Source organism: Pseudoalteromonas sp. BSi20439 (genome assembly GCF_000241165.1).
Classification (GTDB): domain Bacteria; phylum Pseudomonadota; class Gammaproteobacteria; order Enterobacterales; family Alteromonadaceae; genus Pseudoalteromonas.
This window is the reverse complement of the sequence record NZ_BADW01000050.1, coordinates 1-23,575: the sequence shown is the minus strand read 5'-3', so window position 1 is coordinate 23,575 and position 23,575 is coordinate 1. Positions and strand designations below refer to the sequence as shown.

Sequence of the window (23,575 nt, the reverse complement as noted above, 5' to 3'; positions counted from 1 at the left end):
GCATAAGTTTTCTTTTGTGAGTTAAATCGACTTCCATCATTATGATTTCTTTTTTACAGGAAACACCTTAAACCAAAATGCCATTTCAAAAACAAAGCCCGCAATAATAAAAATAAATAAGCCGGTAGTGCTACCGTATGAATAACACGCAATAGCGGCAATAATTAATGCAGCTAAAATCAACCATTTTATAAATACATTCATCTCTAATACCCTATTGGTTAATAATATAATTTGAATTAGCAACTATCAGTTATTTCTTGATTCTTTAATAAAGCGATATCTAAATTCAGACAAGTAACCGAGTACCATAACCAACATTGTAGAATTAAAATCACCATTAATAAGAAGCGTCCAAATATACTCTTTAGTATTAAAGCTGATGTATACGCTCATTACAAAAGCAACAATGCTACATCCCTTAAATGTCCATGAATATTCACCAAAAAAAGACTCAAACATACTTTTGTCAATAGGTTTATCTTCCATAATAACTCCTTGCATTTACGACGTTTTTTAATAAGTTTGCTTATCGTAATAGTTAGCTTATTGTGTGTCTATTATATCGTTAAAGTTAAATGTTACGGTTTGTTTCTGCATCGCTTTTATTATCAATAAGGGTTATTTGAAGAACCTTAAGTTACCAGTGTGTCCATACAAGTACATCCTAGCTTAAAACAAGTTACTAGATGATTTAATTCAAAGGTAAATTTTTTGTTGCCACAAAAGGGACTAATGAGTACTTTAATTAAATAACTAGTTTTATAACCTAACCTAGTTATTAAGTACTAAATACAATTTCATACCTTAAATTTATACAGGAGATTTTCCTTGCTTGATATCATCGCGCTTTTTATAAAAGTAAATCATTACAAAACATTTAATGAAGCGTCAGTAAAGTTAAATATTCCTTTACCCACGTTACAAAGAAAAATAAAAAAACTTGAAGAAGACTTATCGTTAGCGTTGTTTTATCGTGAAAAAGGAAGGCTGCGGTTAACAGAGCCTGGAAAGAGTTTTTATAGCCACTGCCTAGCCCATGTAGAAGGTTTACAAACTACGCTGTGCAATTTTAAGAATTTCAGTGAAAATAAAGTGAGTAAAATTAAACTAATAGCGCCGCAAAACTTTATAAAGAGTGTGTACTTCTCAGGCGTTATAAATCAATTCACATTACTTTATCCAAATATTAAGATTCATATGATGCTATCGGATGAACGCCTTGATTTAAAAGCCACTGAGTTTGATTTAGCCATTAGAATTGGAAAACTAGATAGCTCACAAAATATATGTAAAGTTATTAACCAAATGAGTTTTGTTTTAGCTTGTTCATCGAGTTTAATTGAGCAATATGGCATACCAAGTAATTTTGACGATTTAGCTAAACTACCCCACATATCGTGCTCGCCATTCGAAAACTGGTCCTTTAAAGCAAATAAAAGTGAACAGGTAATTTTTAAACCTCAAGCCAACTTTATTTCTAACGATATAGAAATGTGTGCATTAGCTGCTATTGAAGGAAGAGGTGTTTATTATGGTCCAAAATATTGTTTATTACCGCATATAAAAGACCAAAGCCTAGTAGAGGTATTAACTCAGTACACACCCATTAAGCGAGATGTAAACCTGATATGGCCTAATAAACTAATTCCAAAAAGTACACGCTACTTAATCGATTTTTTAGAGCATTCTCTTAAAGGGATCAAAATGTAGATACCTCATCACTTATACTTTTATTAATTTTTTGTAATGTTTAAGCAACTAATTTTTTTGAAAAACCAACTTTCATTTAAGTCTCTATAAAAAATTAGCGAGTTCTTTAGAATCAAAATCGGTCCAAAATTAGATTATTTAATTAGGGCCTAGTTTAAATATAATTTTTTAAAGGATGTAACTTAATGAAAAAAATATTACCCCTATTGCTTTTGTCACACACTAGTTTTGTAAGTGCCAACACAACGGCAATTTATCCAGATCAACTTAAAAATGAAAGCTTAGGCGCTGGATTATGCTCAGCTGATAATAGATTAATAACAAAGGCCGAAGCGCAAACCTACAGAAACGAGCTTATTAATAAAATGGGTAAGTGGCAAATAACGGGATTAGCTGATGGTTGGGTTATTATGGGCTCTGGCTACGCAGGTGAAATAAAACAAGGGTCTGCTGCAAATTCTTGGTGCTACCCTACCGATCCCATTAATGAAATTCCTACATTAAGTCCAGTAAAAGTATCCCCTGGCAGTCAAAGCCAAATTGAATGGGACTTAGTAAATCAAAAAGAGAGTTTTATAAAACCCCTTTCATACCTTGCTCACACAATGGGATTTGCGTGGGTTGGTGGAAATCGCTCAAGCTATGTGGGTGATGACATGGAGGTATCTAAAGCAGGCTCTGGATGGAAAATACAAGGTTATAATGGGGGCAGCTGTGATGGTTATCGATGTGATGAAAAATCAGCTATTACCGTATCTAACTTTGAATATGTGATGGATAACGAATCATATAAAATAACAGGTGATATTGTTGCTGCCGACAAAGAACTAATTAAAACGTTAACAGTCCCTGCAGTGAATGACACGTCAGCAGCTCAAATGTCAGTCGTTACCATTGAATACGATGCTGCTACTAATTGGTCTAAAACAAATGACTACAGTATTTCTGAGTCTGTTACATTATCCAATACATGGAAATCCCCTTCAGTTACTGGCGGATCAGACACTTCGTTATCGGTTACTATAGCAGCAGAGCAAGCATGGGGAACAAGTAACGGCGGCTCAGAAGCTGAACGTGTTGTTGTACAGGCAAGAACCAATGTACCAGCATTCACAAAGCTTAATGCTAAGGTCGATTTGTTTAAATCATCAATATCGTATCCTTATTCATTCGATGCTGATATTACTTACGATCTATCAATAAATGGCTTTATGCGTTGGAGAGGCAATGCTTTATTAAGCCATCCTGAAAACAGACCTAATGACACTGCTAATTTTGTAATAGGCCGTTGGGCAGGTCAAGAAAAGAGCATTGAGTATCAATGGGAACACCGCTATATACCAGGTGAGAATAAAAAATGGGATTGGCCTTGGATGATACAACAAACAAGCTTATCAACAATGCAATACTATTTAAGTCATGTTTTAAGACCTAAAAAAACAACCCTAACAGGCCACTTTTATGCACAAAGCCAATTTGCTGGTAGCGTTTATTTTGGTGATGAAACCCCACTTGTCACTAACCAAAGAAGTAAGCGAAGTGTTTCAGCTAGTGATTACTCAAGTGCAGAAAAATTAAAAAAAGAGTTTGAAGATGCTGGTTTTAAAAATGTAGTTGTTAATATTGAAATGATTGATTTATAAATCCCCGTGGGCTCTCATAATGAGAGCCCTATTTTATAAATTTACACAAAAATATAATTATCACACGCCTATTTTACTTTATTAGAAAACACATACAGCTCAACCCAACCTCGCCTTTAGTTTATTTAAAAGTTATGCTTTGATGTTAGAAGAAGTATTGATCTCCTTTGTCTATTAAACATATTTCAGCAAAAGTGATTATAAAAATAATAAGAGAACAGCAATGACACAAAATACAAACAACAGCGTAGTAATACTCAGTGCGGTTCGTACCGCAATTGGTGGCTTTGGTGGCAGCCTTAAAGATTTTAGCCCCGCTGAGCTTGGCACTCTGTGCGCAAAAGAAGCACTAAACCGATCTCAGCTTACCCCTGACCAAATTGGCTCATGTGTGGTAGGCAAAGTTATTCATAACGGCCCAAAAGACGCTTACCTATCAAGGGTTATTGGACTAGATGCTGGGTTACCTATAAGCAGCCACGCTGTAACGCTTAATCGCTTATGTGGTTCAGGGCTTGAAGCAATCATACAAGCGGCACAACAAATTCAATTAGGTGATGTAGATGCAGCCCTTGCTGGCGGAGCAGAAAGCATGAGTAGCTCTGCCTACACCCTCGAAAGTAACCGCTGGGGGCAAAAAATGGGTAATAGCACTATGGTTGATGAGCTCACCACGACCTTACAAGACCCATGGGATAATAACCCGATGGGAATAACAGCTGAAAACATTGCAGAAAAATATTCAATTAGCCGTCAGCAACAAGACGAGTACGCAGCAAACAGCCATAATAAAGCTGCAAAAGCCATTGCTGCAGGTCATTTTAAACAGCAGATTGTGCCTATCGAGATTAAATCACGTAAAGGGACGCACATTTTTGACACCGACGAACATGTTCGCGCCGATACCACAGTCGATAAGCTTGCAACTTTAAAGCCCTACTTTAAAAAAGATGGAACCGTTACCGCAGCAAGCTCATCCGGTATAAACGATGGTGCAGCCATGTTGGTACTTATGTCAGAGCAAAAAGCTAATGAGCAGGGCTTAAAACCGCTCGCTCGTTTAGTGGGTTATGCCAGAGCCGGCGTTGATCCTACTTTAATGGGTATCGGCCCTATTCCTGCAGTAAAGCAGGTTTTTGAAAAAACGGGTTTAACACTTGACGATATAGATGTGATTGAATCTAACGAGGCCTTTGCAGTACAAGCACTGTGCGTTACAAACGAATTAAACTTTCCTGCCCATAAGGTAAACCCGAATGGTGGTGCAATTGCCTTAGGCCACCCTGTTGGCGCAACGGGTGCAATTTTATCAACTAAATGCTTGTACGAACTCAAACGAACTCAAGGCAAATATGGGCTAGTCACAATGTGTATTGGTGGCGGGCAAGGCATAGCAGCCATTTTTGAAGCGCTTTAATGAGTAAAGCTAAATCATTTTTGTAGTAATAAAGTTGATAATTGAATTGGCTAGTCACATAACTAGCCAATTCAATATTTACACCAATTAACTAAAAACGCCAAATAAGTTAAGTACAACGAGTAAAGCGCCAAATAGACCCGAAAGTGTTAATAACCAATAAAAGATACATCCAAGAAATCTATCGAATTTGGTTGTATTTTCAAATAACAACGAAGAGTGCGCATACATAAAAGAAAACTTACTTTTTTCAATTTTAAGTAACCAACGCCTTGGCAAGGAGAATGCTTGAGCAACATTTATAATATCCCAACCACTAATAACCTCTAGACCGAGTATATCTTTTGTTTTAGGGTTTTTTCTTAATTTACGTACGGTCATTTGGCCAAAAACTACATAAAGGATCCCAGAAATAATAGATGACATAATTAATATAGCGACCCAAATTTCTCTATCACTCATAATTTATTAACCTGCTCCATAATATAATCATATATCCCTCCGGCATCTTCTTTTACAATTTCGTTAACTTTCTTACGCCTAATAAAACACCACCAAATGAAATTAAAAATAATATTGGTAAAAACAGTAATGTTTGGGTGTTGTCTAGATTTATACCTGGGCTGCCAATAACCGCCAGCGTATTAATTAACAGTAGTATTAAGCTTGATTGCAGATAGCCCTTGTAACCTATAGCCCCTGCGAATAACAGCATAATAAATGAACCTGAAACTGCAGGCGTAAAAGGCGCCGCGGCGAGTAACATACAAACAAACGAAAATATAACAGCACATCCAATTATTACTTTAAACATAACAACCTCCATGATAAATGGCTTTAATCCACCAGCTATTTATAACTGTATTACTAAAAATCGTATTCCACTTAACAGGTATCAACTAATTTTTAGTTTATTAATAACCCCAATATAAAAACTACCTATTTCCAAACTGCCGTTCACAAGGCTCGCCATCTCTATCACCGTCCATTTTAGTATTTGGGCAATGTTGAATAAAAAATAATGCCTCTGCATACGAGGTCATTTGGCTACAATGTTGGCGGCCATCACAACGAAATGTTGGTGGTGTTTTATTAAGTGAGCTTGAACTCGCGGGCATAAATGACTCTAAGTTAGCATTAGTTACGACTGGTGTTTGCTTGGTATTTAAAAAACCGGTTTTATACACACTAAAACCAATACTAAAAATAATACCAAGTGTTATAAGTTTCATTAAAGGTGAGTTCTTACCTGAGGTTTTACTTATTCTAACCGGCCTTGATGAAGCTTTTATGTGTGGTTGTGCGAGTACGCCCTCAATACGGCAATTTACAGCTTTAGTTTTACCGTTAGGCTCAGTCGCAACCTCAAAATAGATAATGTCACCCACTTTAGGTTTACGACACATATGTTTTAGCGATGAAATGTGTATAAAGGTATCGTGTTGTAGTGTGCTTGATTTAATAAAGCCAAAGCCTTTATCGTCATTCCAAGATTTTAATAATCCTTTGTTCATCCTTGAATCATCCATTTAATAGCTGTTAATTTTACACCCGTTTTAAAAAAGGTTTAAAACCAAGCAAGCCTTAGTGAGTTAAACTTAGCAATTTTCCCTATTAACTAACTCATTTTGCAAAAAAGCGTATTTTTGCTTCTTTTAATGTGCTTAAAAATACAGAAAACGCACAAATTCCGCCCCCCATAAACGCAATTTGAAAGCTTGATAGTGACGAGAAACTAAATTGCTGAGAATACATGTACTGCCCAAATAACTGTGCAAAGGTAGCCACACCTAAAATAATTAACAATGGGCACACAACTAGCGTAAACCAAAACCAAATACGTTTAATACCTTTCATAATTAATACCTTTCATAAATAATCCTTTTCCTTAATTTGACTTAGAAATTAATTAGCTAGTGAGCCACTAGCTTTTTATTTTAAAAGCAACTTATAAGGTTCCCGCATGAATTTGATGTCTGAAGTCAAGATTTGACCCCTATGGTTTGTTATGCATTAAAACCCATAGTACTTGCCGATAGCTGTAGCCAATAGACTACCAGCAGCACCAACCTTAACATCCCATAGTGTTGACGCTGCTTTAGAAACCATTGTGCCCATCCAGCCCGATACGGCTGAACCAAAGTTACCAGATTCTACTTCCGCACTACCTTTATCGGTTTCTAGTGCAACTTGAAGTGACTCTATATCCTCATCACTAACTTTATTTTGTTTGAGGACTTCGATTAAGGAAGCCATATCATTTTTGTTTACGGTATTACGAATAGTTTGAGTATTTGAATCACCAACTACGATAGTGGCATTATCACCAAAAACTGCATTGTTAAATAAATCTGACACGCCAACCTCTTTCGCTCTTGTTTTCATATCACTCAACTCCATTTCATTTGGAAATTTTTCAGACAATTCCAAAACGAAATCTAAAAGTCGAGTCGTAACCTCTGTCAATATTTGCGTCATCGCACCAGCAGAATGAACAGCCCAAGCGGTTTCTACACCATAGCTAGTATCAAAACCCTCAGACAGGAGTGGATAGAACTCAGGTGCGATACTTACCTGCAAATTTTCTTGAGTTGAATACTGCTCGATAACAGCTATGCTGTCCATCAAGTATTTAGTGTCTAGCCTTTCACGTATTTCATCATCTAAGTGCATCAAAGGCAGAGTTTGATTCTGATATCTGTATACAGAATTACTCAAATTGCCTTTAACTGTAAGATGCAGTTTCCTATAGGAGGGGACAGACTCACGATTTCCATATCCTCTGAGCTCACTATCAACCCAATCGAAAAGCTCTTTCTCACCTAACTGATGAAGAAGTACTTTTGTTTTCAACAATGCTACTTTTAAGTTGCTTTCTCCAGAGCTTAACAACTCGATAATTTCTTCGATTAACTTCATTTACTTACCAAACTCAAATTTAATGCATAACGCCCCACTAAGAGGCAAAAAATTGTTGGTTAAAATAAGCGAGGCACGAGCAAAAGCCAACTGTTTTTTGTCCTGCTTAAGTGGCTTGTTATAAGCCCTTTACAAGGTTAATATAAACCAATGAAAGAAGCTAGTTGTCTGATTTAATTAATAAAGGTCGAAAATGTCTGATTTAACCACTAAAGAACGTAGAAAACTAGAAACTTTTTTTGAAATGAGTAGTGGTTATTTTTTAGATTTTTCTAATAATTCTTTAGCGCAATTTATTGCAGAATCTGTAGATATAGAGCTTTATTCAGATAAATACGAAATTGGTTCAGGCTCAAAAGCGAATAGAATGCGCGCTATATGGGATTTAGAATCTAATCAATTAGTTGGTAAATTAATTCGTGATATAATTGAAGATGATGACGATAAACATTTACTACACCCATACAACAAAAATAGGAATCAGGAATTAAAAAGGCATTGTTTACAGATTGCTATGAGGTTAGAAAACACTAGTTTTCCTGTAGCTCCCTCCCCAACAAAACAACCAAACATTATAAATACCCAAGTTCACAACGCTCCAGTTATGCATCCATCCGCTGCAGGGGTATTTAAAGCAGTGTCGCAACCTTTCCCTCAAGAGCATCCAGTTTACAACACGCCTATTACACCCCAGAAGAATAAGGTGTTTATTGTTCATGGTCATGATGATTTGGCAAAAGAACAATTAGCTCGATTTGTAAGTCAAATAGGGCTTGAGCCAATAATATTGCATGAGCAAGCTAGTTCAAGTAAAACGATAATTGAAAAAATTGAAAAGTATGCTGGTGAAGTATGTTTTGCCATTGTTTTATATACACCCTGTGATCAAGGCTCTAAGGCTGGGTTAACTGAGCTATCACCAAGAGCTCGTCAAAATGTAATTTTTGAACATGGGTATTTCATAGGGAAACTAGGTAGAGAAAACGTAACTGCAATAGTTAAAGGGAATATCGAAAAACCAAACGATATTAGTGGAGTTGTTTACGAAAATTTTGATGCTGCTGGAGCATGGAAGTTCAAATTAGCAAAAGAAATGAAAGAGTCAGGCTGTGAAATAGATATGAACAGAATTATTTAAACATACGCCAAACCTATCAGGGCTTATAACAACTTTGTCTACGACATTTGTCGTTTTATAAACCGACAAATGTCCATATATTACATTGCATTTATCTTAGCCCTCAAATAAACACCTGTAAACAACTAGTTAACTGCTGCTCATGCTTAATAAATGCAGAAATACCCCAAAATGGTGGAGATCAGTAATATTAGACAAAACACTACTACTGTATAAATAAACAGCACAGCTAAATATGCCATTTTTCGCTTATAAAACATTCAGCTCACTGGCTGGTAATTTAGCTCGATGGTTTTAATTTTTGCTGCTGTTTATTATGATGTACGTATTCCCTGCCTTTTTAAATCCATTAAGGTTTTCAGTCATTTCATTAAGGATTATCTCATGTCTAGCTATAACGAATCTCCAGAGCAAATTGCACAAGCCACTGAGGGCTATGTGATGCAACAAACTATGTTGCGTATTAAAGATCCAAAACCGTCGCTGGCATTTTATGAAAACGTATTAGGTATGAAGCTGTTAGGAAAGTACGACTTTCCTGGTATGGAGTTTACCTTGTACTTTTTAGGCTATGAGCAAGATATGCCTATAGGCGATGATAAAGAAAAAACCCAGTGGGTGTTTCGCCGCCCTGCGCTGATTGAGCTTACCCATAACTGGGGCACTGAAAACGACGACAGCTTTACCGGTTATCACAGTGGTAATGAAGAACCAAAAGGCTTTGGCCATATTGGTATAAGCGTGCCCGATGTATACGCTGCTTGTGAGCGCTTTGCTAAATACGATGTGGAGTTTGTAAAACAGCCAGATGGCGGCTCAATGAAGGGCCTTGCATTTATTAAAGACCCTGACGGTTACTGGATTGAAATACTTTCGCCAGAGGGCATTACAGACATTATTCAATCACAATAAAAACTATTAAACATAAAAAAGCCTGCAAATGCAGGCTTTTTGTTTACAAGTACTGTGAAAAACTTGAATTTTTTTAACGACGTAGTGCGTCTATACGTGCATCAAGCGGTGGGTGAGATGAAAACAACTCAGCCATGCCTTTACCACTGGCTATACCAAAGGCCATCATTGAGCCTTCTAATTGCGATGGGTGGTTTTGCTTTAATCGCTCAAGGGCTGAACGCATTTTATCTGCGCCTACCAACTGAGCTGCACCGTTGTCGGCTGCAAATTCACGTTTGCGGCTGTAATGAGCAACCACCACACTGGCTAATACACCAAATAATACTTGGAATAACATATCAAATAAGAAGTAAGTCCAGCTGCTGCCGCCCTCTTCTTCATCGCTATTTATAAAATTATCTACAATTCCCGCCAGTACTTTTGCGGCAAAAATAACAAAGGTATTAACCACGCCTTGAATAAGCGTTAGCGTTACCATGTCGCCATTAGCCACGTGCGATACTTCGTGCGCAAGCACTGCCTCGGCTTGATCTTGGGTCATGTTGTGTAATAAACCCGTACTTACCGCCACCAGCGAGTTATTTTTACTCGGGCCGGTTGCAAAGGCGTTCATTTCTGGGCTGTCGTAAATAGCCACTTCTGGCATGTTAATACCGGCTTTTTTAGCTTGAGCAGCCACAGTGCTTACCAGCCATTGTTCGGTTTCGGTACGAGGTTGGGTGATCACTTGCGCACCGGTTGATTTTTTGGCGATCCATTTCGACATAAATAACGAAATAAACGACCCACCAAAACCAAATACAGCAGCTATTAATAAAATACCACCTAAGCTACGATGGCTTAAGCCCAGCGCACTCATTATTATTGAAAGCACAACACCTAATACCAACATAACCGCTAAGTTAGTTAATAAAAACAAAAATACACGTTTCATACATGGTCTCCAAAAATAACATTTATTGCTGAGCGATTTCTTTTTGTTGATCGGCTATAGCAATCACTGCGTTATGACACACTATGTCATAACGTCAGCGCCATTCTGTGACAAACTATGTCACAACACAAGGGTTATTTATGGATTTAGTAATAATTTTTCAAGCAGGGTTTTATAAATTTGTAATTTAGGGGTTTGCTCGGTATAGGGGCTTATAGCAAGCATTGGAAAAGGTAAGCGTGCTTTAAGTGAATCTAAGTTTGCTTGGTATTCATCCATAGTGGCATCAACTTGGTTAGCAATCCAGCCAATGCAATTAACACCCATACTTTGCATATGGGCTGCAGTGAGTAAAGCATGATTAATACAGCCAAGTTTCATCCCTACCACTAATATTACGGGTAGTTGCTCTGCTTTTACCCAGTCATATAAATATTCGTTATTATTAATTGGCAATGCCCAGCCGCCCGCACCTTCTGTTAGCAGGTAGTCTGCACCTTGTTGCTTCACATTTTTATAAGCGGTACGTAGCTTTTCAACGCTTAGGGTTACTCTCACTTGCTCTGCTGCAATGTGCGGAGCTATGGCGGGCTCAAAAGCAAACGGATTAATAATGTCGTATTTAGCACTCACAGTCGCGCTTTCCATTAGCATTAAAGCATCGGCATTAACGAGCTGATCAAACGCAAGTTCACACCCTGATGCAATAGGTTTAAAACCTATTGCACGCTGCTTATGTTGGGCGAGTAACTTTAATAGCAAACTAGTTACGTGGGTTTTACCAGCGTCGGTATCGGTACCGGTAATAAAAAATTGCTGCATTGCCTTACCTTTAAATTTTTGCTTTTTCTAATGATAACAATACCACATGGTAAGATACATGGGCTTGGTTGTTTACAAGCGGATACGCCGCACATACTTTTTGTAGCGCCGATTTAGTTAATAAACCAGGGCGCTGCGTTGCTTTATTTTGCGACGTTGCACCAATGGCTTTAATTGAGCTAATCGCTTTAAGCGGGCTGGTAAACTCATCGGTAAAAATAACCTTTGTCGCGTTATTAACAATAAACCCTGCCTTTTTGACCGATTGGTTTATATTATCGCTACTTAAAAAGTTATTAATGTGGCTATGCGAATCGAGCGCGGCAAACGCCGTTTTTATTTCATGTAGTGAGCCTTCTACCACCGTACTTATGTACGCCTGCCCACCGGGCTTTAAAGCTGAATGTAATGAATACATTAGCATTTCAAAATTAGCCGACCATTGCATTGCAAAATTACTAAATACCACATCAATACTATTTTGTTGTAATGGCAAATTATCCATGTCGGCGCAAATACGCGGTGCGTTTACTGCACTATTTTTAAGCATGTTGAGGCTTAAATCCATGGCAATTACCTGTTTGTATATTCCTTGTAACGCTTGGGTATTCACTAACGGCCCCGCGCCTAAATCAATACAGTGTTTGTGCTTTGTGCTCGCATCAAGCTTAATGAGTTTAATTAAATCGATTGCTGCTTGTTTTTGCACATGCGCATGGGCTACATATTGGTTTGCCGCCGTTGAAAACTTGCGTTGCGTTACCTGCTTTAAACTACTAACAGCTAAACAAGCTAACGGTGACTTTATACACGAGTTCGTATTTGTAGCTTGTGCGCTTGTCATGCAATGGCCTTTTTTAAACAATTTACCAATGTTGTTATGTCTTGCTCGGTATGGGCGGCGGTTAAGGTAACGCGTAGCCTTGATGTATTATGCTGCACCGTGGGCGGACGAATAGCGGTTAGCCAAATCCCATGTTGTTTGAGCTGCTCACAGGCTTTTAAAGTCTGTTCGGCACACCCTAAAACTAAGGGTTGAATGGCAGTGGTCGAATCCATTAAGGCAATTTTGTGCTCATTGGCTAAACGTTTAAATAAAGCAATATTGGCGTTTAATTTTGCTCGCTTGTGATTTGCATCACGTATGGTTTTAATTCTTGATAATGTATGCGAAGCAATAAATGGCGACATTGCGGTCGAATAAGTGTAATCGCGGTTAAACTGCAGCATGTAATCAATAAATTCACTTGAACCTAATACACACGCCCCGCTACTTGCCACCGCTTTACCAAAGGTGATCACTAAAATATCTGGTAAATTATCTGCCGCTATAAGTGGCTCACAGCTTCCCAAACCCGATTTTCCCAGTACGCCAAAGCCATGCGCATCGTCTATCATTAACCAGGCGTTATGTGCTTTAGCTAAACTAAGTAACTCAATTAATGGTGCTTGGTCGCCATCCATTGAGAATACACCCTCACTCACGATCAGTTTATACTTAGCATTGGACTTTTCGAGCCGTGAACGTAAATGATTCATGTCGTTATGGTTAAAGCGCACAAGTGCTGCGTTTGCATGCAATGCGCCGTCGATTAAGCTCGCATGATTAAGTTTATCCTGAAAAATCGCACTTTGTTGAGCAATGGCTTTATCTTGAAATAGCGCTTTTATAACACTGCTATTAGCACTAAAGCCCGAATTAAACAGCATGGCATTGTTATAGCCCAACTGAGCACATAAGTATTTTTCGAGCTGTTGCTGCGCACCTTGATAGCCAGTAACTAAAGCAGAGCTATGACTTCCTAAGCTCTGCATGCCTTCAAACAAAGTGGGCTCATCGGCAAAGCCTAGGTAGTCGTTACTGGCAAAGTTAAGATAGCGTTTATTATCAACTATAATTTCACGCGCACTGGCTTGCTCAATAACATAACGCTTGCGGTTGAGCGCGCTTTGCTGGCGCGCTTGTAAATGGCTATTTATAAAATCAAATGACATAGCAATACACAATGTTAAGCAGGATAAAACAATTCTGAACTGGCTTTATCGGCCACTTTAGAAGATAACGACGCAGCAACGGCTTCATCTGAATAGTCTTCTGCCGTTTCAGGGTTCATACCCAGTTTTTTAATTAATTGCATATCGGCATCAGCTTCTGGGTTTTCTGTAGTCAGGAGTTTATCACCATAAAAAATGGAATTAGCACCGGCAAAAAAACACATCGATTGCATTTGCTCATTCATTGCGCTGCGCCCTGCCGATAAACGCACATAGCTGTGCGGCATCATAATACGCGCGGTGGCAATAGTACGAATAAACTCAAACTGATCTAAGTCGTCTACGTTTTCAAGCGGTGTCCCTTTTACTTTTACTAGCATGTTAATGGGGACGCTTTCTGGTTGCTGCGGCAAATTAGCCAATTGCATTAATAACCCATAACGATCGCTGGGTTGCTCACCCATACCGACAATACCACCAGAACAAACTTTCATACCGGCATCACGCACATGATCGATAGTGTTTAGTCTATCTGCAAAGGTACGGGTAGATATAATTTGTTCGTAATATTCAGGTGAGGTATCTAAATTATGGTTATAGTAGTCAAGCCCTGCATCACTCAATGCATGGGCTTTTTCATTAGTAAGCTTGCCCAACGTCATACAGGTTTCAAGGCCAAGCTCTTTTACTTCTTTAACCATTTTTGAAATGTACGGCATATCACGATCTTTAGGATCTGACCACGCAGCGCCCATACAAAAACGGGTGGCGCCTTTTTGTTTTGCAAGGCGTGCTTGCTCTACCACTTTTTCTACTTCTAGCAGGCGCTCTCGTTCTAGGTCGGTTTTATAATGACCAGACTGCGGGCAATATTTACAATCTTCAGGGCAAGCACCTGTTTTTATTGATAGTAAAGTAGAAATTTGCAACTGATTAGGATTAAAATTAGCACGGTGTACGGTCGCGGCTTTAAAAAGCAGATCGTTAAACGGCATTTCAAATAAGGCTTTAACCTCGCTATGGGTCCAATCGTGGCGAACTGTTGCAAGCTCCATAATACTCTCTTTTATTTTTTGCTCTTGGTGTTATTGGCTTAGAATACGTATTGCCGTACCATTGTCAACGAACTCCACTTAGTTAAAGTTTACATATGAACACAAAACAAACAATAGACCTTGATTTTGACCGAAATCACATTTGGCACCCTTATACATCAATGACTCAACCAATTCCGGTTTACCCTGTTACACACGCCAATCACAACCTTATCTACTTAGAAACAGGTGAAAAACTCATTGATGGTATGGCCTCTTGGTGGAGCGCAATACATGGCTACAATCATCCCGTTTTAAATCATGCGATGACAGAGCAAATCAATAAAATGAGCCATGTAATGTTTGGCGGCATTACCCATTACAGCGCAGTGGAGCTTTGTAAAAAGCTAGTAGCGATAACGCCTGAACATTTAAACAAAGTATTTTTAGCCGACAGTGGCTCGGTAAGTGTTGAAGTCGCGATTAAAATGGCACTGCAGTATTGGTTAAGCCAAGGTATTACTACTAAACAAAAGTTAATGACTCCGTTTAAGGGCTATCATGGCGATACTTTTGCGGCCATGAGTGTGTGCGATCCGGTTAATTCTATGCATAGCTTGTACTCTGGCTTTTTACCTGAGCATGTATTTGTACCTGCACCTGTTAGCCAATTTAATGACGAGTTTAATCAAGCCGAGTCGGATGAACTAGAACACTATTTTTTAAATCACCACCAGCACGTTGCCGCCTTTATTATTGAACCCATAGTACAAAACGCAGGAGGAATGAACTTTTATCACCCTGATTATTTAGCCTGTGTGCGCAAGTTATGTACTCAATACAATGTACTGCTCATTTGCGATGAAATTGCTACGGGCTTTGGCCGTACCGGTACAATGTTTGCTGTAGAGCACGCCAATGTACAGCCAGATATACTTTGCATTGGCAAGGCACTCACCGGCGGCAGCATGACTTTATCAGCCACGTTAACGACCGACAAAATAGCAATAGGCATTAGCGAAGGTGAAGCCGGTGTTTTGATGCACGGACCTACATTTATGGGTAATCCTCTCGCCTGCGCCGTAGCGTGTGCCAGTATAGACTTGTTGCTGGAACAAAATTGGCAACGGCGAATTTGTGAAATAAACCAAGCGTTACAGCAATTACATCAGTGTAACTCACTTACTGATGTAGCAAATGTTCGCACTTTAGGTGCCATTGGCGTGGTAGAGCTGACAGATGAGGCAGGAATAGTAGATGTAGCTAAAGTTCAGGCTTATTTTGTTAGCCAAGGAGTGTGGATACGACCCTTTGGTAAACTAATTTACCTAATGCCGCCATATATAAGTGACGATACCAGTATAAAACACCTTTGTGATGCAATATATAACGCTATAAAGGGTAAACATTACGTATAGATGGTTAATTATTTTAGCCACGAAAGTTAAAATTTAATTGATATATCCATTTAGTTATTATTCCTCTGTAAAGTTTAGTAAATTTAGTCCTTTGGCTTGATTTAGTATGTTGATCTGAAAGTTCTTTAGGGATATGATAATGACTATCATTTACAATAACATTTATGGACTCACTTGCTATGAAAATATTACTTAAGCCTGCCAAGACATTAAGTGCAACTTTTTTACTCGCCTCTGCGATTTTTGCACAACCGGCACTTGCTAATGGCCCAATTGGTGAGCATGTTAATCACCTTCAAGCTAATTTAAAAACCTACAACGAAGACGTTGAGTGGATGGTTTCAAAGGTTGATACCCTAGTAAGCAATTACGAGAAAAAAGGCGCTAAAGCAGTTAACACTGATGACTTAATTGAGTACTGGGAATCGGTTAAATTTCACAGTGCCATAGAAACAAATTATGTCCCTGTGTATGCCTCTATTTGGCAAGGTTTGTATGGCATAAAAATGGCTATTGATAACAAAAAGCCAACGTCAGAAGTACGTACGCAGCAACAAGCAATGAACAATGCATTATGGCAAGGCCTTGGCGCAGTTAAGCTTGCGGCTCAGTTTCAACAAAAAGGGTTATTAAAAAGCGTTACAGCCACAGCAACAAAAGAAATGACGCAAAGCGCGACCATTGATGAAATTAAACACAAATTAGACCGAGTGGTCGCTAAATACGCAGAACGCTTAAACGATGAAGCAACTAGTATAGTTCACGATACTTACCTGCATTTATTTGAAGGCGTTGAAGGCACACTCATTGAGCAAGACGCTAACTTAGTAGAAGTACTTGAAAAAGACTTTAATGTAACGCTACCGCAGGCTATTTCAACTAATAAAACTGTAGACCAAGTACGTGACGTGGTTGTTGATATGCAAACTAAGTTAACTCGTGCACAAACGCTAATTGAAAAAGCTGAAAAATCACGTAAGGATGTATTTTAAGTGAAACGCAGAACCTTTATTCAAGGCTTAGCTGCGTTAGGGGTAGCGGGTGCTTTGCCGCTATCGCTTTCACGTGCGTTTGCCGCTGATATCGCCAACCCCGTGTCGGTAGATACATTACCTAAACTTAAAGGCGCATTAACCCTTTATTTAGGGCGTGGTGAAGGTGGCTTATACGAAAATGTATTACAAGCCATTCAAAAAAAGAACCCAGATTTAGATCTTGCTATTCGACGCGGCCCAACTGCGGCATTGGCTAATACGATTGTTGCTGAAGCTAAGGCAGGTGTTAAACGTGCCGACTTATTTTGGGCTGTCGACTCGGGTGCTATTGGTTTAGTAACCGATGCCGGCCTTGCTAAACAATTGCCAAATGATTTATCCGCACAGCTACAGCCACAGTTTAGATATGATGAGTGGGCACCTGTAACTGGTCGTATACGTACTTTGCCTTTTAATACTGAGCGCTTAACCAAAGAGCAAATTCCAACAAGCATTATGGAAATTGCAGACAGTGATTTAAGTATTGGTTGGGCACCCGCTTATGCTTCTTTTCAATCGTTTGTTACCGCTATGCGAATTTTAGAAGGCGATGATAAAACTGCTAAATGGCTTAAAAAAGTGCAAAAACGCTCAAAAACTTACGCTGGCGAACTCGGTGTGGTAATGGGCGTTGAACGTGGTGAAGTAGATATTGGTTTTGCTAATCACTACTACACGTTACGTTTGAAGTCTGGTAAGCCCGACGCTAAACTTGATCTTGCATTTACACAGCAAGATGCCGGTTGTTTAGTGAATGCCTCTGGTATTTTATCGTTATCTGACGACCCACTAGCAACTAACTTTATGCGCTATTTACTCAGTGTTGAAGTACAAAGTTATTTAGCCAGTGAAGCGTATGAAATTCCGCTAGTAAATGGCATAAAGCAACCTGATGGCTTGCCTAAATTAACCAGTATTTCGCCACCTAAAATAGACTTAACTCAGTTGGCTGACTTACGTCCAACTATTGACTTAATGCGCAGCAGCGGCGTTTTATAATGCGAATACCACCATCTTATCCTATGGCGCTGCTTGCAGCGCTTGTTACCCTTACTCCTATTTTTGTTTTAATAACGCTTGCCAGTGACGCAAGCTCTTTTTTTGATAGCCATAATTTAACCATTTTAGGAAATACTCTGTCGTTAATGGGCTTAACTGTATTAGGCTCAATTTTAATTGGTGTGCCACTGGCGTTTATTAGCGCTTATGTGCAGTTGCCATTTAAAAAGTTTTGGTTAGTAGTATTTGCCGCCCCTTTAGCTATACCAAGTTATATTGGTGCATTTACGCTTTATGCTGCATTTGGCCCTGGTGGTGAAATACATAACTTACTTGGTTTTGAAACCCCTTCTATGTATGGCTTAACTGGCGCCGCCATTGTAATGACCCTGTATACCTTCCCGTTTGTAATGATGACAACCCGCTCCTCCCTACTTAGCCTAGATGCGAGCATGGTCAATGCAGCTCGTACATTGGGTATGTCGATGACACAAAGCGTGTTTAAAGTTATTTTGCCCCGTGTTGTAAATGGTATTGCTGCGGGCTCGTTACTCGTTGCCTTATATACGCTATCTGACTTTGGTACACCGGCAATGATGCGTTTAGACACTTTCACTCGCGTTATTTATGTAGAATATAACGCCTTTGAACTGAGCCGTGCGGCTATGTTGTCTATGCAGCTAATGGTAATTGTTGGCTTTTTACTAATGATTGAATCGCAAATTAAAACTGCGTCTGAACGCCAAGGCCAACCCCTTATTTTATTCCCAAAAAAATGGCAATTAGGCGCGATGTTTGCCACCTTTGCACCAATTTTGTTACTTGCTATTGGCTTACCACTAGCAGTATTTACACTTTGGCTAATGCGTGATGGTTTTAGTTCGTTTGATTTTAGTATTGCATGGCATTCTACTTACGCTTCAGCGATTGCAGCTATTGTTACAGTTATTGTGGCTATTCCTGTGGCGCATGCGGCATTAACAGGAAAAGCAGGTAAAGTGATGGAACGCGTTACTTACTTTGGTTTTGGTATTCCGGGGATTGTTATGGGCACAGCGCTTGTGTATGGCGGCTTACAACTACCCTTTTTATATCAAACACTGGGCTTGTTGATCATTGCTTATATGCTACGTTTTTTACCACTTGCGGTTGGCTCTGTGCGTACCAGCACCGAGCACCTCGATCCAAGCTTAGTAAAATCAGCCCGGGTATTAGGCGCAAGCCCGCGTGAAGCTTTCACACGTGTTACTTTACCACTGACTATGCGTGGTATTATTGCAGGTGCCGCTTTAGTCTTTTTAGAGTCGATGCGTGAATTAGAAGCCACACTATTATTGGGTCCAACTGGTTTTGAAACCTTATCTACGTATTTATGGCGTGTTTACGAAGCCGGTTATTTTGGCCGCGCAGCAATACCAGGGTTATTGTTGGTGGTGATTTCGGCGGCGGCTTTAGCTATTATGATGTCTGGCGAGAAACGCAACCAGTTTGAACATTAAGGATTTATTTAAATGCTATCTGTAAGTCAGTTGTCTATAGATTATGGCAGTAATCGTGTTGTTAGTGACTTAAATTTCACGTTAGGTGAAAGCGAAATTTTAATGCTTGTTGGTCCAACAGGTTGTGGTAAAAGTACTATTTTACAAGCCCTAGCTGGGCTTTTACCAATTAGCGACGGTGAAATTAAGGTCGCTAAATGGACAGCGACACCAAAGCATACTGTAGCCCCTGAAAAACGCAGCGTAGGTATGGTATTTCAAGACTTTGCGCTGTTTCCCCATTTAACGGTTGAGCAAAATGTGTGTTTTAAACTAAAAGACACAAGCCCTGCCGATCATTGGATAAAGCTACTCGGTTTAGATGCGTTTAGACATAAAAAACCAGCGACACTTTCTGGCGGGCAAAAACAGCGCGTAGCATTAGCGCGTACCCTAGCCCACCAGCCAGACTTTGTATTACTTGATGAGCCACTATCAAACTTAGACGCGGCTTTAAAAGACATGCTACGTTGGGATATACGAAATGCACTTAAAGAAGCCGGCGTACCCGCTATTTGGGTTACGCACGACCAAGAAGAAGCACTTTCGGTGGGTGACCGTGTTGGCGTGCTAAAAGGCGGAAAAATACAGCAAATTGATAGTCCTGAGCAATGCTTTAGTATGCCCAACAATCGCTTTGTAGCACGCTTTTTAGGTGAAGCTAGTTTTATAAAAGGAACGCTGAATAACGGCCAAGCAATTACCGATATTGGTAATGTGCCCGCCCATGGTGTTGACTGTGAACACGGTGAGGTAGAGGTGTTACTTCGTCCCGATGATGTATTATTAGTACAAAGCAGCGTAGGTAATAATGGCGAAGTTATTTGGGTACGCTTTGAAGGCGGCAGCAGATTATGCGCCATAAAACTAGCCTGTGGTACTGTGGTTACAAGTCGGGTGAGTCATGAAGTAGTGGTAAATCCTGGTGATAACGTACATGTATCGCTTAGTACCTCTCATCCGCTGGCGGCATTTAAAAGCTAGCGCTTTATATATTCTACTTTGGAGGAAACTATGAACGGACCAAATCCAAACAATCCATCACCTATGGAAGGGTTTCCTCAAGTAGGTTATTTAAAAAACTTTATCACCTCTGCGAATATAGATGTTGGTGATTACACCTATTACGACGACCCTGACGGCCCTGAAAACTTTGAAAAAAATGTACTTTACCATTTCGATTTTATCGGGGATGAACGGGGTCTGTTTATCTTTCGAGATTAAATTTGCAGTAGTGTGTTTGGTTTTTAGGCAAGGCGGAGCCTATGTAGTGTGGTTTTTCCACATAATTAGGCGATAACGCAGCATTAATGCCAAACACGCACTGCCCGTAGGGTTCTGCCTAGGGACAATTAACTTTTTGTTGCTCGGTTTTTACTTAGCCCACTAGGTTACAAACCTCGCGCCGCAATTTAATCGCCCTTAGGTTGAACAAATCTTAATCCTGATAGGTAAACAGACCCCAAATCGGTAAGTTTTGTGCGATAGCTAAAGACGTTACTTTTATAATGAATGGGGCTAATCATCAAACCTCCGGCTTTTCTACTTATCCATTTTTTATATTTGGTAATGGCTGGGAAAAATCTGCACCTCAACAAGGTGATTTACCTTTTAAGGGAGATACTGAAATAGGTAATGATGTGTGGATAGGTTACAACGCCACCATTATGCCAGGAGTAAAAGTCGGTGATGGTGCCATTATAGCAAGTAAATCTGTGGTAACGTCTGATGTGCCCGCCTATGGCATTGTTGGCGGTAACCCTGCAAAATTGATAAAAAAGCGTTTTGATGATGCGACAATTAATAAACTTCTAGCGATTGCATGGTGGGACTGGAGCAGTGAAAAAATCACCGCTCATTTAGATGCCATTACACACTCTGATATAGACGTATTAGCTAAAATTTAATAATTACCACTCAAACATGTAAGCCATTTTACTAATCGTTTTTAACGGTATGTTATGGCTATTGCGTTTTGCGTATAAGTGTTGCATTGATTTATCTTTCACTTCGCCAACAATCACTTCTTTTACCTGATAGCCTAAAGCAATGGCTGCTTGTGAATAGGCAATAAATTCCCACTTTTTAATATTGGTGTTATCCACTATTACCAGTTCAATGCCTTGTGCTAAGGCATTAATAAAACGGGCCAAGTTTAAATTATGATATTGCGATAATTTAAACTTATCAAAATGATACTCACCCTGCTCGTTAACAAAGTAATCATCTGTTGAGCAAATAAAATATTGGCTTTCATCTGCACCGGAAAGTTCCTCGGCGAGATTTTGCGCATAATATGACTTACCACTGCCTGGTAGCCCTCGTAAAATAAAAACTTGTTTCATAGCATCCATTTTTTATTAATACGTCAATTCGGTTTATTTACTAATAATGCCACAAATTGATGAAATTTCAGAGCAACAAATGGTAATAGTGGTTATTTAACTGTAAAAATTGGTTAAAAAACAACGTACCACTAAAAACTTTTAAAGAGTTGCCCACAACAGTTTTTTTATTTTACTTTACTAGGTATTATACAAGGTTCAAGTGCAGTGACCTCAAATGCTAAATAGCACGAGTAACGCACAGTTAATTTATATAGTTAGGCAACTTATATCATTGGAGTGAAGATGAGCCATTTAGCGATTTCAGAGCTATTAAAAGGCAATGTTGCGGTAGACAGCCAAGTAACCATTAAAGGCTGGATCCGTACACGCCGCGATTCAAAAGCAGGAATATCATTTTTAGCCGTTCATGACGGTTCGTGTTTTGATCCTATTCAAGCGGTAGTTCCTAATTCACTGAATAATTATGATGAAGTTACAAGCTTAACAGCAGGCTGTTCTGTGTCGGTTACCGGTGTATTAGTACAATCAGCAGGACAAGGTCAATCTTTCGAAATTCAAGCTAACTCAGTAACTGTGTTAGGTTGGGTTGAAAACCCAGACACCTACCCAATGTCGGCTAAACGCCACAGCATTGAGTATTTACGTGAACACGCTCACCTTCGCCCTCGCACTAATATGATTGGCGCAGTAACACGTGTCCGTAACTGTTTAGCACAAGCAATCCACCGCTTTTACCATGAGCAAGGGTTTTACTGGATCAGCACGCCAATTATTACTGCAAGTGACTGTGAAGGCGCAGGCGAGATGTTCCGTGTATCAACGCTTGATATGCAAAATCTGCCAATGACGGACAAAGGCGAGATTGATTACAGCGAAGACTTTTTTGGTAAAGAAGCCTTTTTAACGGTTTCAGGCCAACTTAATGGTGAAACGTACGCTTCAGCTATGTCAAAAATTTACACCTTTGGCCCAACGTTCCGTGCAGAAAACTCTAATACTTCACGTCACCTTGCTGAATTTTGGATGGTAGAGCCAGAAGTTGCGTTTGCTGATTTAGAAGACATCGCAAAACTTGCTGAAAACATGCTTAAGTACGTGTTTAAAGCCGTATTAGAAGAACGCCGTGACGACATGGAATTTTTCGCATTACGTGTTGAAAAAACAGCCATTAGCCGTTTAGAAGAATTTGTTGAAAAAGACTTTGCCCAAGTTGACTACACCGACGCTGTAGAGATTTTAAAAGCGTGTGGCAAGAAATTTGAGTACGACGTTGAATGGGGTGTAGATTTACAGTCTGAGCACGAACGCTACCTAGCTGAAGAACACTTTAAAGCACCGGTTGTTATTAAAAACTACCCGCGTGATATTAAAGCATTCTACATGCGTCAAAATGAAGACGGCAAAACTGTTGCAGCTATGGACGTAGTTGCACCAGGTATTGGTGAGATCATTGGTGGTTCACAACGTGAAGAGCGTCTTGATGTATTAGATGCACGCCTTGAAGAGATGGGCTTAAACAAAGAAGACTACAGCTGGTACCGCGACCTACGTAAATACGGTAGCGTGCCACACTCTGGCTTTGGTTTAGGTTTTGAGCGTTTAGTTGCTTATGTTACCGGTATGGGTAACGTACGTGATGTTATTGCATTCCCTCGTACTAAAGGCAGCGCAACTTACTAAGCTAAGCTTTGTAACGTTAAATAAAAAA

General features: G+C 39.5%; 25 protein-coding genes and 1 pseudogene. 13 read left to right on the top strand and 13 right to left on the bottom strand.

Annotated elements, in window-relative coordinates:
- Positions 1 to 39: 39 nt before the first annotated feature.
- Both P20439_RS18670 and P20439_RS04605 read right to left on the bottom strand, forming a co-directional pair.
- Positions 40 to 204, bottom strand: a complete 165-nt coding sequence (locus P20439_RS18670) for a hypothetical protein (protein ID WP_008113709.1) — start codon at positions 202 to 204, stop codon at positions 40 to 42.
- Positions 205 to 249: 45 nt separating this feature from the next.
- Positions 250 to 489, bottom strand: a complete 240-nt coding sequence (locus P20439_RS04605; protein ID WP_008464905.1) for a hypothetical protein — start codon at positions 487 to 489, stop codon at positions 250 to 252.
- Positions 490 to 831: 342 nt separating this feature from the next.
- On the opposite strand from P20439_RS04605, the gene P20439_RS04600 reads away from it, so the two are divergent.
- The 3 genes from P20439_RS04600 (at position 832) to P20439_RS04590 (ending at position 4,773) form a co-directional block, all read left to right on the top strand.
- On the top strand, positions 832 to 1,713 hold the full coding sequence (locus P20439_RS04600) for a LysR family transcriptional regulator (protein ID WP_008113873.1): 882 nt from the start codon (positions 832 to 834) through the stop codon (positions 1,711 to 1,713).
- A 185-nt stretch (positions 1,714 to 1,898) separates the two neighbouring features.
- Positions 1,899 to 3,356: an aerolysin family beta-barrel pore-forming toxin gene (locus P20439_RS04595; protein ID WP_008464903.1), complete on the top strand. Its 1,458-nt coding sequence runs from the start codon at positions 1,899 to 1,901 to the stop codon at positions 3,354 to 3,356.
- Between the two features lie 223 nt (positions 3,357 to 3,579).
- Complete coding sequence (locus P20439_RS04590; protein WP_008464901.1) at positions 3,580 to 4,773, top strand: acetyl-CoA C-acyltransferase family protein; 1,194 nt, start codon at positions 3,580 to 3,582, stop codon at positions 4,771 to 4,773.
- Positions 4,774 to 4,860: 87 nt separating this feature from the next.
- Here the strand turns inward: P20439_RS04590 and P20439_RS04585 are convergent, their stop codons facing one another.
- From P20439_RS04585 to P20439_RS04565, 5 genes are all read right to left on the bottom strand, one after another.
- A complete protein-coding gene (locus tag P20439_RS04585; protein WP_008113868.1) occupies positions 4,861 to 5,235 on the bottom strand; it encodes a hypothetical protein in 375 nt (124 codons plus the stop codon).
- A gap of 52 nt (positions 5,236 to 5,287) precedes the next feature.
- The gene (locus P20439_RS04580) at positions 5,288 to 5,587 is read right to left on the bottom strand and encodes a DUF6419 family natural product biosynthesis protein (protein ID WP_008113866.1); all 300 of its coding nucleotides are present in this window, start codon (positions 5,585 to 5,587) and stop codon (positions 5,288 to 5,290) included.
- 121 nt (positions 5,588 to 5,708) lie between these two features.
- Positions 5,709 to 6,287 (bottom strand): cold shock domain-containing protein, encoded by a 579-nt coding sequence (locus P20439_RS04575; RefSeq protein WP_008113864.1) that lies wholly within the window; start codon positions 6,285 to 6,287, stop codon positions 5,709 to 5,711.
- A 109-nt stretch (positions 6,288 to 6,396) separates the two neighbouring features.
- Positions 6,397 to 6,630: a hypothetical protein gene (locus tag P20439_RS04570; protein ID WP_008113861.1), complete on the bottom strand. Its 234-nt coding sequence runs from the start codon at positions 6,628 to 6,630 to the stop codon at positions 6,397 to 6,399.
- A gap of 156 nt (positions 6,631 to 6,786) precedes the next feature.
- The gene (locus tag P20439_RS04565; protein ID WP_008113860.1) at positions 6,787 to 7,692 is read right to left on the bottom strand and encodes a hypothetical protein; all 906 of its coding nucleotides are present in this window, start codon (positions 7,690 to 7,692) and stop codon (positions 6,787 to 6,789) included.
- Between the two features lie 193 nt (positions 7,693 to 7,885).
- Between P20439_RS04565 and P20439_RS04560 the strand changes: the two genes are divergently transcribed.
- Both P20439_RS04560 and gloA read left to right on the top strand, forming a co-directional pair.
- Positions 7,886 to 8,830 carry a TIR domain-containing protein gene (locus tag P20439_RS04560; protein WP_008113858.1) on the top strand — a complete coding sequence of 315 codons (945 nt, stop codon included), beginning with the start codon at positions 7,886 to 7,888 and terminating at the stop codon, positions 8,828 to 8,830.
- 384 nt (positions 8,831 to 9,214) lie between these two features.
- A complete protein-coding gene (gene gloA / locus P20439_RS04555) occupies positions 9,215 to 9,742 on the top strand; it encodes a lactoylglutathione lyase (RefSeq protein WP_008113856.1) in 528 nt (175 codons plus the stop codon).
- A 73-nt stretch (positions 9,743 to 9,815) separates the two neighbouring features.
- Here the strand turns inward: gloA and htpX are convergent, their stop codons facing one another.
- From htpX to bioB, 5 genes are all read right to left on the bottom strand, one after another.
- The gene (htpX, locus tag P20439_RS04550) at positions 9,816 to 10,679 is read right to left on the bottom strand and encodes a protease HtpX (protein WP_008113854.1); all 864 of its coding nucleotides are present in this window, start codon (positions 10,677 to 10,679) and stop codon (positions 9,816 to 9,818) included.
- A gap of 138 nt (positions 10,680 to 10,817) precedes the next feature.
- Positions 10,818 to 11,501, bottom strand: coding sequence for a dethiobiotin synthase (gene bioD, locus P20439_RS04545; RefSeq protein ID WP_008464899.1), 684 nt, complete (start codon positions 11,499 to 11,501; stop codon positions 10,818 to 10,820).
- A 10-nt stretch (positions 11,502 to 11,511) separates the two neighbouring features.
- Positions 11,512 to 12,345 (bottom strand): methyltransferase domain-containing protein, encoded by an 834-nt coding sequence (locus P20439_RS04540; protein WP_008113850.1) that lies wholly within the window; start codon positions 12,343 to 12,345, stop codon positions 11,512 to 11,514.
- Positions 12,342 to 13,496, bottom strand: coding sequence for an 8-amino-7-oxononanoate synthase (locus P20439_RS04535; RefSeq protein ID WP_008464897.1), 1,155 nt, complete (start codon positions 13,494 to 13,496; stop codon positions 12,342 to 12,344). The genes P20439_RS04540 and P20439_RS04535 overlap by 4 nt, the downstream gene beginning before the upstream one ends.
- Positions 13,497 to 13,510: 14 nt before the next feature.
- A complete protein-coding gene (bioB, locus tag P20439_RS04530) occupies positions 13,511 to 14,551 on the bottom strand; it encodes a biotin synthase BioB (RefSeq protein ID WP_008113846.1) in 1,041 nt (346 codons plus the stop codon).
- 95 nt (positions 14,552 to 14,646) lie between these two features.
- Between bioB and bioA the strand changes: the two genes are divergently transcribed.
- From bioA to P20439_RS04495, 7 genes and pseudogenes are all read left to right on the top strand, one after another.
- Positions 14,647 to 15,948, top strand: a complete 1,302-nt coding sequence (gene bioA, locus P20439_RS04525) for an adenosylmethionine--8-amino-7-oxononanoate transaminase (protein ID WP_008113843.1) — start codon at positions 14,647 to 14,649, stop codon at positions 15,946 to 15,948.
- A 179-nt stretch (positions 15,949 to 16,127) separates the two neighbouring features.
- Positions 16,128 to 16,940 carry a hypothetical protein gene (locus P20439_RS04520; protein WP_008113841.1) on the top strand — a complete coding sequence of 271 codons (813 nt, stop codon included), beginning with the start codon at positions 16,128 to 16,130 and terminating at the stop codon, positions 16,938 to 16,940.
- Positions 16,941 to 17,981: a substrate-binding domain-containing protein gene (locus P20439_RS04515; RefSeq protein ID WP_008113840.1), complete on the top strand. Its 1,041-nt coding sequence runs from the start codon at positions 16,941 to 16,943 to the stop codon at positions 17,979 to 17,981.
- Positions 17,981 to 19,480, top strand: a complete 1,500-nt coding sequence (locus P20439_RS04510; RefSeq protein WP_036932919.1) for an iron ABC transporter permease — start codon at positions 17,981 to 17,983, stop codon at positions 19,478 to 19,480. The genes P20439_RS04515 and P20439_RS04510 overlap by 1 nt, the downstream gene beginning before the upstream one ends.
- Before the next feature lie 12 nt (positions 19,481 to 19,492).
- Positions 19,493 to 20,503 (top strand): ABC transporter ATP-binding protein, encoded by a 1,011-nt coding sequence (locus P20439_RS04505; RefSeq protein ID WP_008113836.1) that lies wholly within the window; start codon positions 19,493 to 19,495, stop codon positions 20,501 to 20,503.
- Between the two features lie 30 nt (positions 20,504 to 20,533).
- Complete coding sequence (locus P20439_RS04500; RefSeq protein WP_008113834.1) at positions 20,534 to 20,743, top strand: hypothetical protein; 210 nt, start codon at positions 20,534 to 20,536, stop codon at positions 20,741 to 20,743.
- Positions 20,744 to 20,985: 242 nt separating this feature from the next.
- Positions 20,986 to 21,426, top strand: a pseudogene (locus tag P20439_RS04495) (CatB-related O-acetyltransferase); the annotation flags it as partial.
- A 3-nt stretch (positions 21,427 to 21,429) separates the two neighbouring features.
- Here the strand turns inward: P20439_RS04495 and P20439_RS04490 are convergent.
- Positions 21,430 to 21,864, bottom strand: coding sequence for an ATP-binding protein (locus P20439_RS04490; protein ID WP_008113825.1), 435 nt, complete (start codon positions 21,862 to 21,864; stop codon positions 21,430 to 21,432).
- 285 nt (positions 21,865 to 22,149) lie between these two features.
- Here P20439_RS04490 and asnS point away from each other — a divergent pair, with 285 nt between their 5' ends.
- On the top strand, positions 22,150 to 23,547 hold the full coding sequence (gene asnS, locus P20439_RS04485; RefSeq protein WP_008113822.1) for an asparagine--tRNA ligase: 1,398 nt from the start codon (positions 22,150 to 22,152) through the stop codon (positions 23,545 to 23,547).
- Positions 23,548 to 23,575: the final 28 nt, after the last annotated feature.

Bases quoted from the DNA above. Each gene is read 5' to 3' on its own strand.
- P20439_RS18670 (WP_008113709.1), bottom strand. From the start codon at position 204: ATGAATGTATTTATAAAATGGTTGATTTTAGCTGCATTAATTATTGCC.
- P20439_RS04605 (WP_008464905.1), bottom strand. From the start codon at position 489: ATGGAAGATAAACCTATTGACAAAAGTATGTTTGAGTCTTTTTTTGGT.
- P20439_RS04595 (WP_008464903.1), top strand. From the start codon at position 1,899: ATGAAAAAAATATTACCCCTATTGCTTTTGTCACACACTAGTTTTGTA.
- P20439_RS04590 (WP_008464901.1), top strand. From the start codon at position 3,580: ATGACACAAAATACAAACAACAGCGTAGTAATACTCAGTGCGGTTCGT.
- P20439_RS04585 (WP_008113868.1), bottom strand. From the start codon at position 5,235: ATGAGTGATAGAGAAATTTGGGTCGCTATATTAATTATGTCATCTATT.
- P20439_RS04580 (WP_008113866.1), bottom strand. From the start codon at position 5,587: ATGTTTAAAGTAATAATTGGATGTGCTGTTATATTTTCGTTTGTTTGT.
- P20439_RS04575 (WP_008113864.1), bottom strand. From the start codon at position 6,287: ATGAACAAAGGATTATTAAAATCTTGGAATGACGATAAAGGCTTTGGC.
- P20439_RS04570 (WP_008113861.1), bottom strand. From the start codon at position 6,630: ATGAAAGGTATTAAACGTATTTGGTTTTGGTTTACGCTAGTTGTGTGC.
- P20439_RS04565 (WP_008113860.1), bottom strand. From the start codon at position 7,692: ATGAAGTTAATCGAAGAAATTATCGAGTTGTTAAGCTCTGGAGAAAGC.
- P20439_RS04560 (WP_008113858.1), top strand. From the start codon at position 7,886: ATGTCTGATTTAACCACTAAAGAACGTAGAAAACTAGAAACTTTTTTT.
- gloA (WP_008113856.1), top strand. From the start codon at position 9,215: ATGTCTAGCTATAACGAATCTCCAGAGCAAATTGCACAAGCCACTGAG.
- htpX (WP_008113854.1), bottom strand. From the start codon at position 10,679: ATGAAACGTGTATTTTTGTTTTTATTAACTAACTTAGCGGTTATGTTG.
- bioD (WP_008464899.1), bottom strand. From the start codon at position 11,501: ATGCAGCAATTTTTTATTACCGGTACCGATACCGACGCTGGTAAAACC.
- P20439_RS04540 (WP_008113850.1), bottom strand. From the start codon at position 12,345: ATGACAAGCGCACAAGCTACAAATACGAACTCGTGTATAAAGTCACCG.
- P20439_RS04535 (WP_008464897.1), bottom strand. From the start codon at position 13,496: ATGTCATTTGATTTTATAAATAGCCATTTACAAGCGCGCCAGCAAAGC.
- bioB (WP_008113846.1), bottom strand. From the start codon at position 14,551: ATGGAGCTTGCAACAGTTCGCCACGATTGGACCCATAGCGAGGTTAAA.
- bioA (WP_008113843.1), top strand. From the start codon at position 14,647: ATGAACACAAAACAAACAATAGACCTTGATTTTGACCGAAATCACATT.
- P20439_RS04520 (WP_008113841.1), top strand. From the start codon at position 16,128: ATGAAAATATTACTTAAGCCTGCCAAGACATTAAGTGCAACTTTTTTA.
- P20439_RS04510 (WP_036932919.1), top strand. From the start codon at position 17,981: ATGCGAATACCACCATCTTATCCTATGGCGCTGCTTGCAGCGCTTGTT.
- P20439_RS04505 (WP_008113836.1), top strand. From the start codon at position 19,493: ATGCTATCTGTAAGTCAGTTGTCTATAGATTATGGCAGTAATCGTGTT.
- P20439_RS04500 (WP_008113834.1), top strand. From the start codon at position 20,534: ATGAACGGACCAAATCCAAACAATCCATCACCTATGGAAGGGTTTCCT.
- P20439_RS04490 (WP_008113825.1), bottom strand. From the start codon at position 21,864: ATGAAACAAGTTTTTATTTTACGAGGGCTACCAGGCAGTGGTAAGTCA.
- asnS (WP_008113822.1), top strand. From the start codon at position 22,150: ATGAGCCATTTAGCGATTTCAGAGCTATTAAAAGGCAATGTTGCGGTA.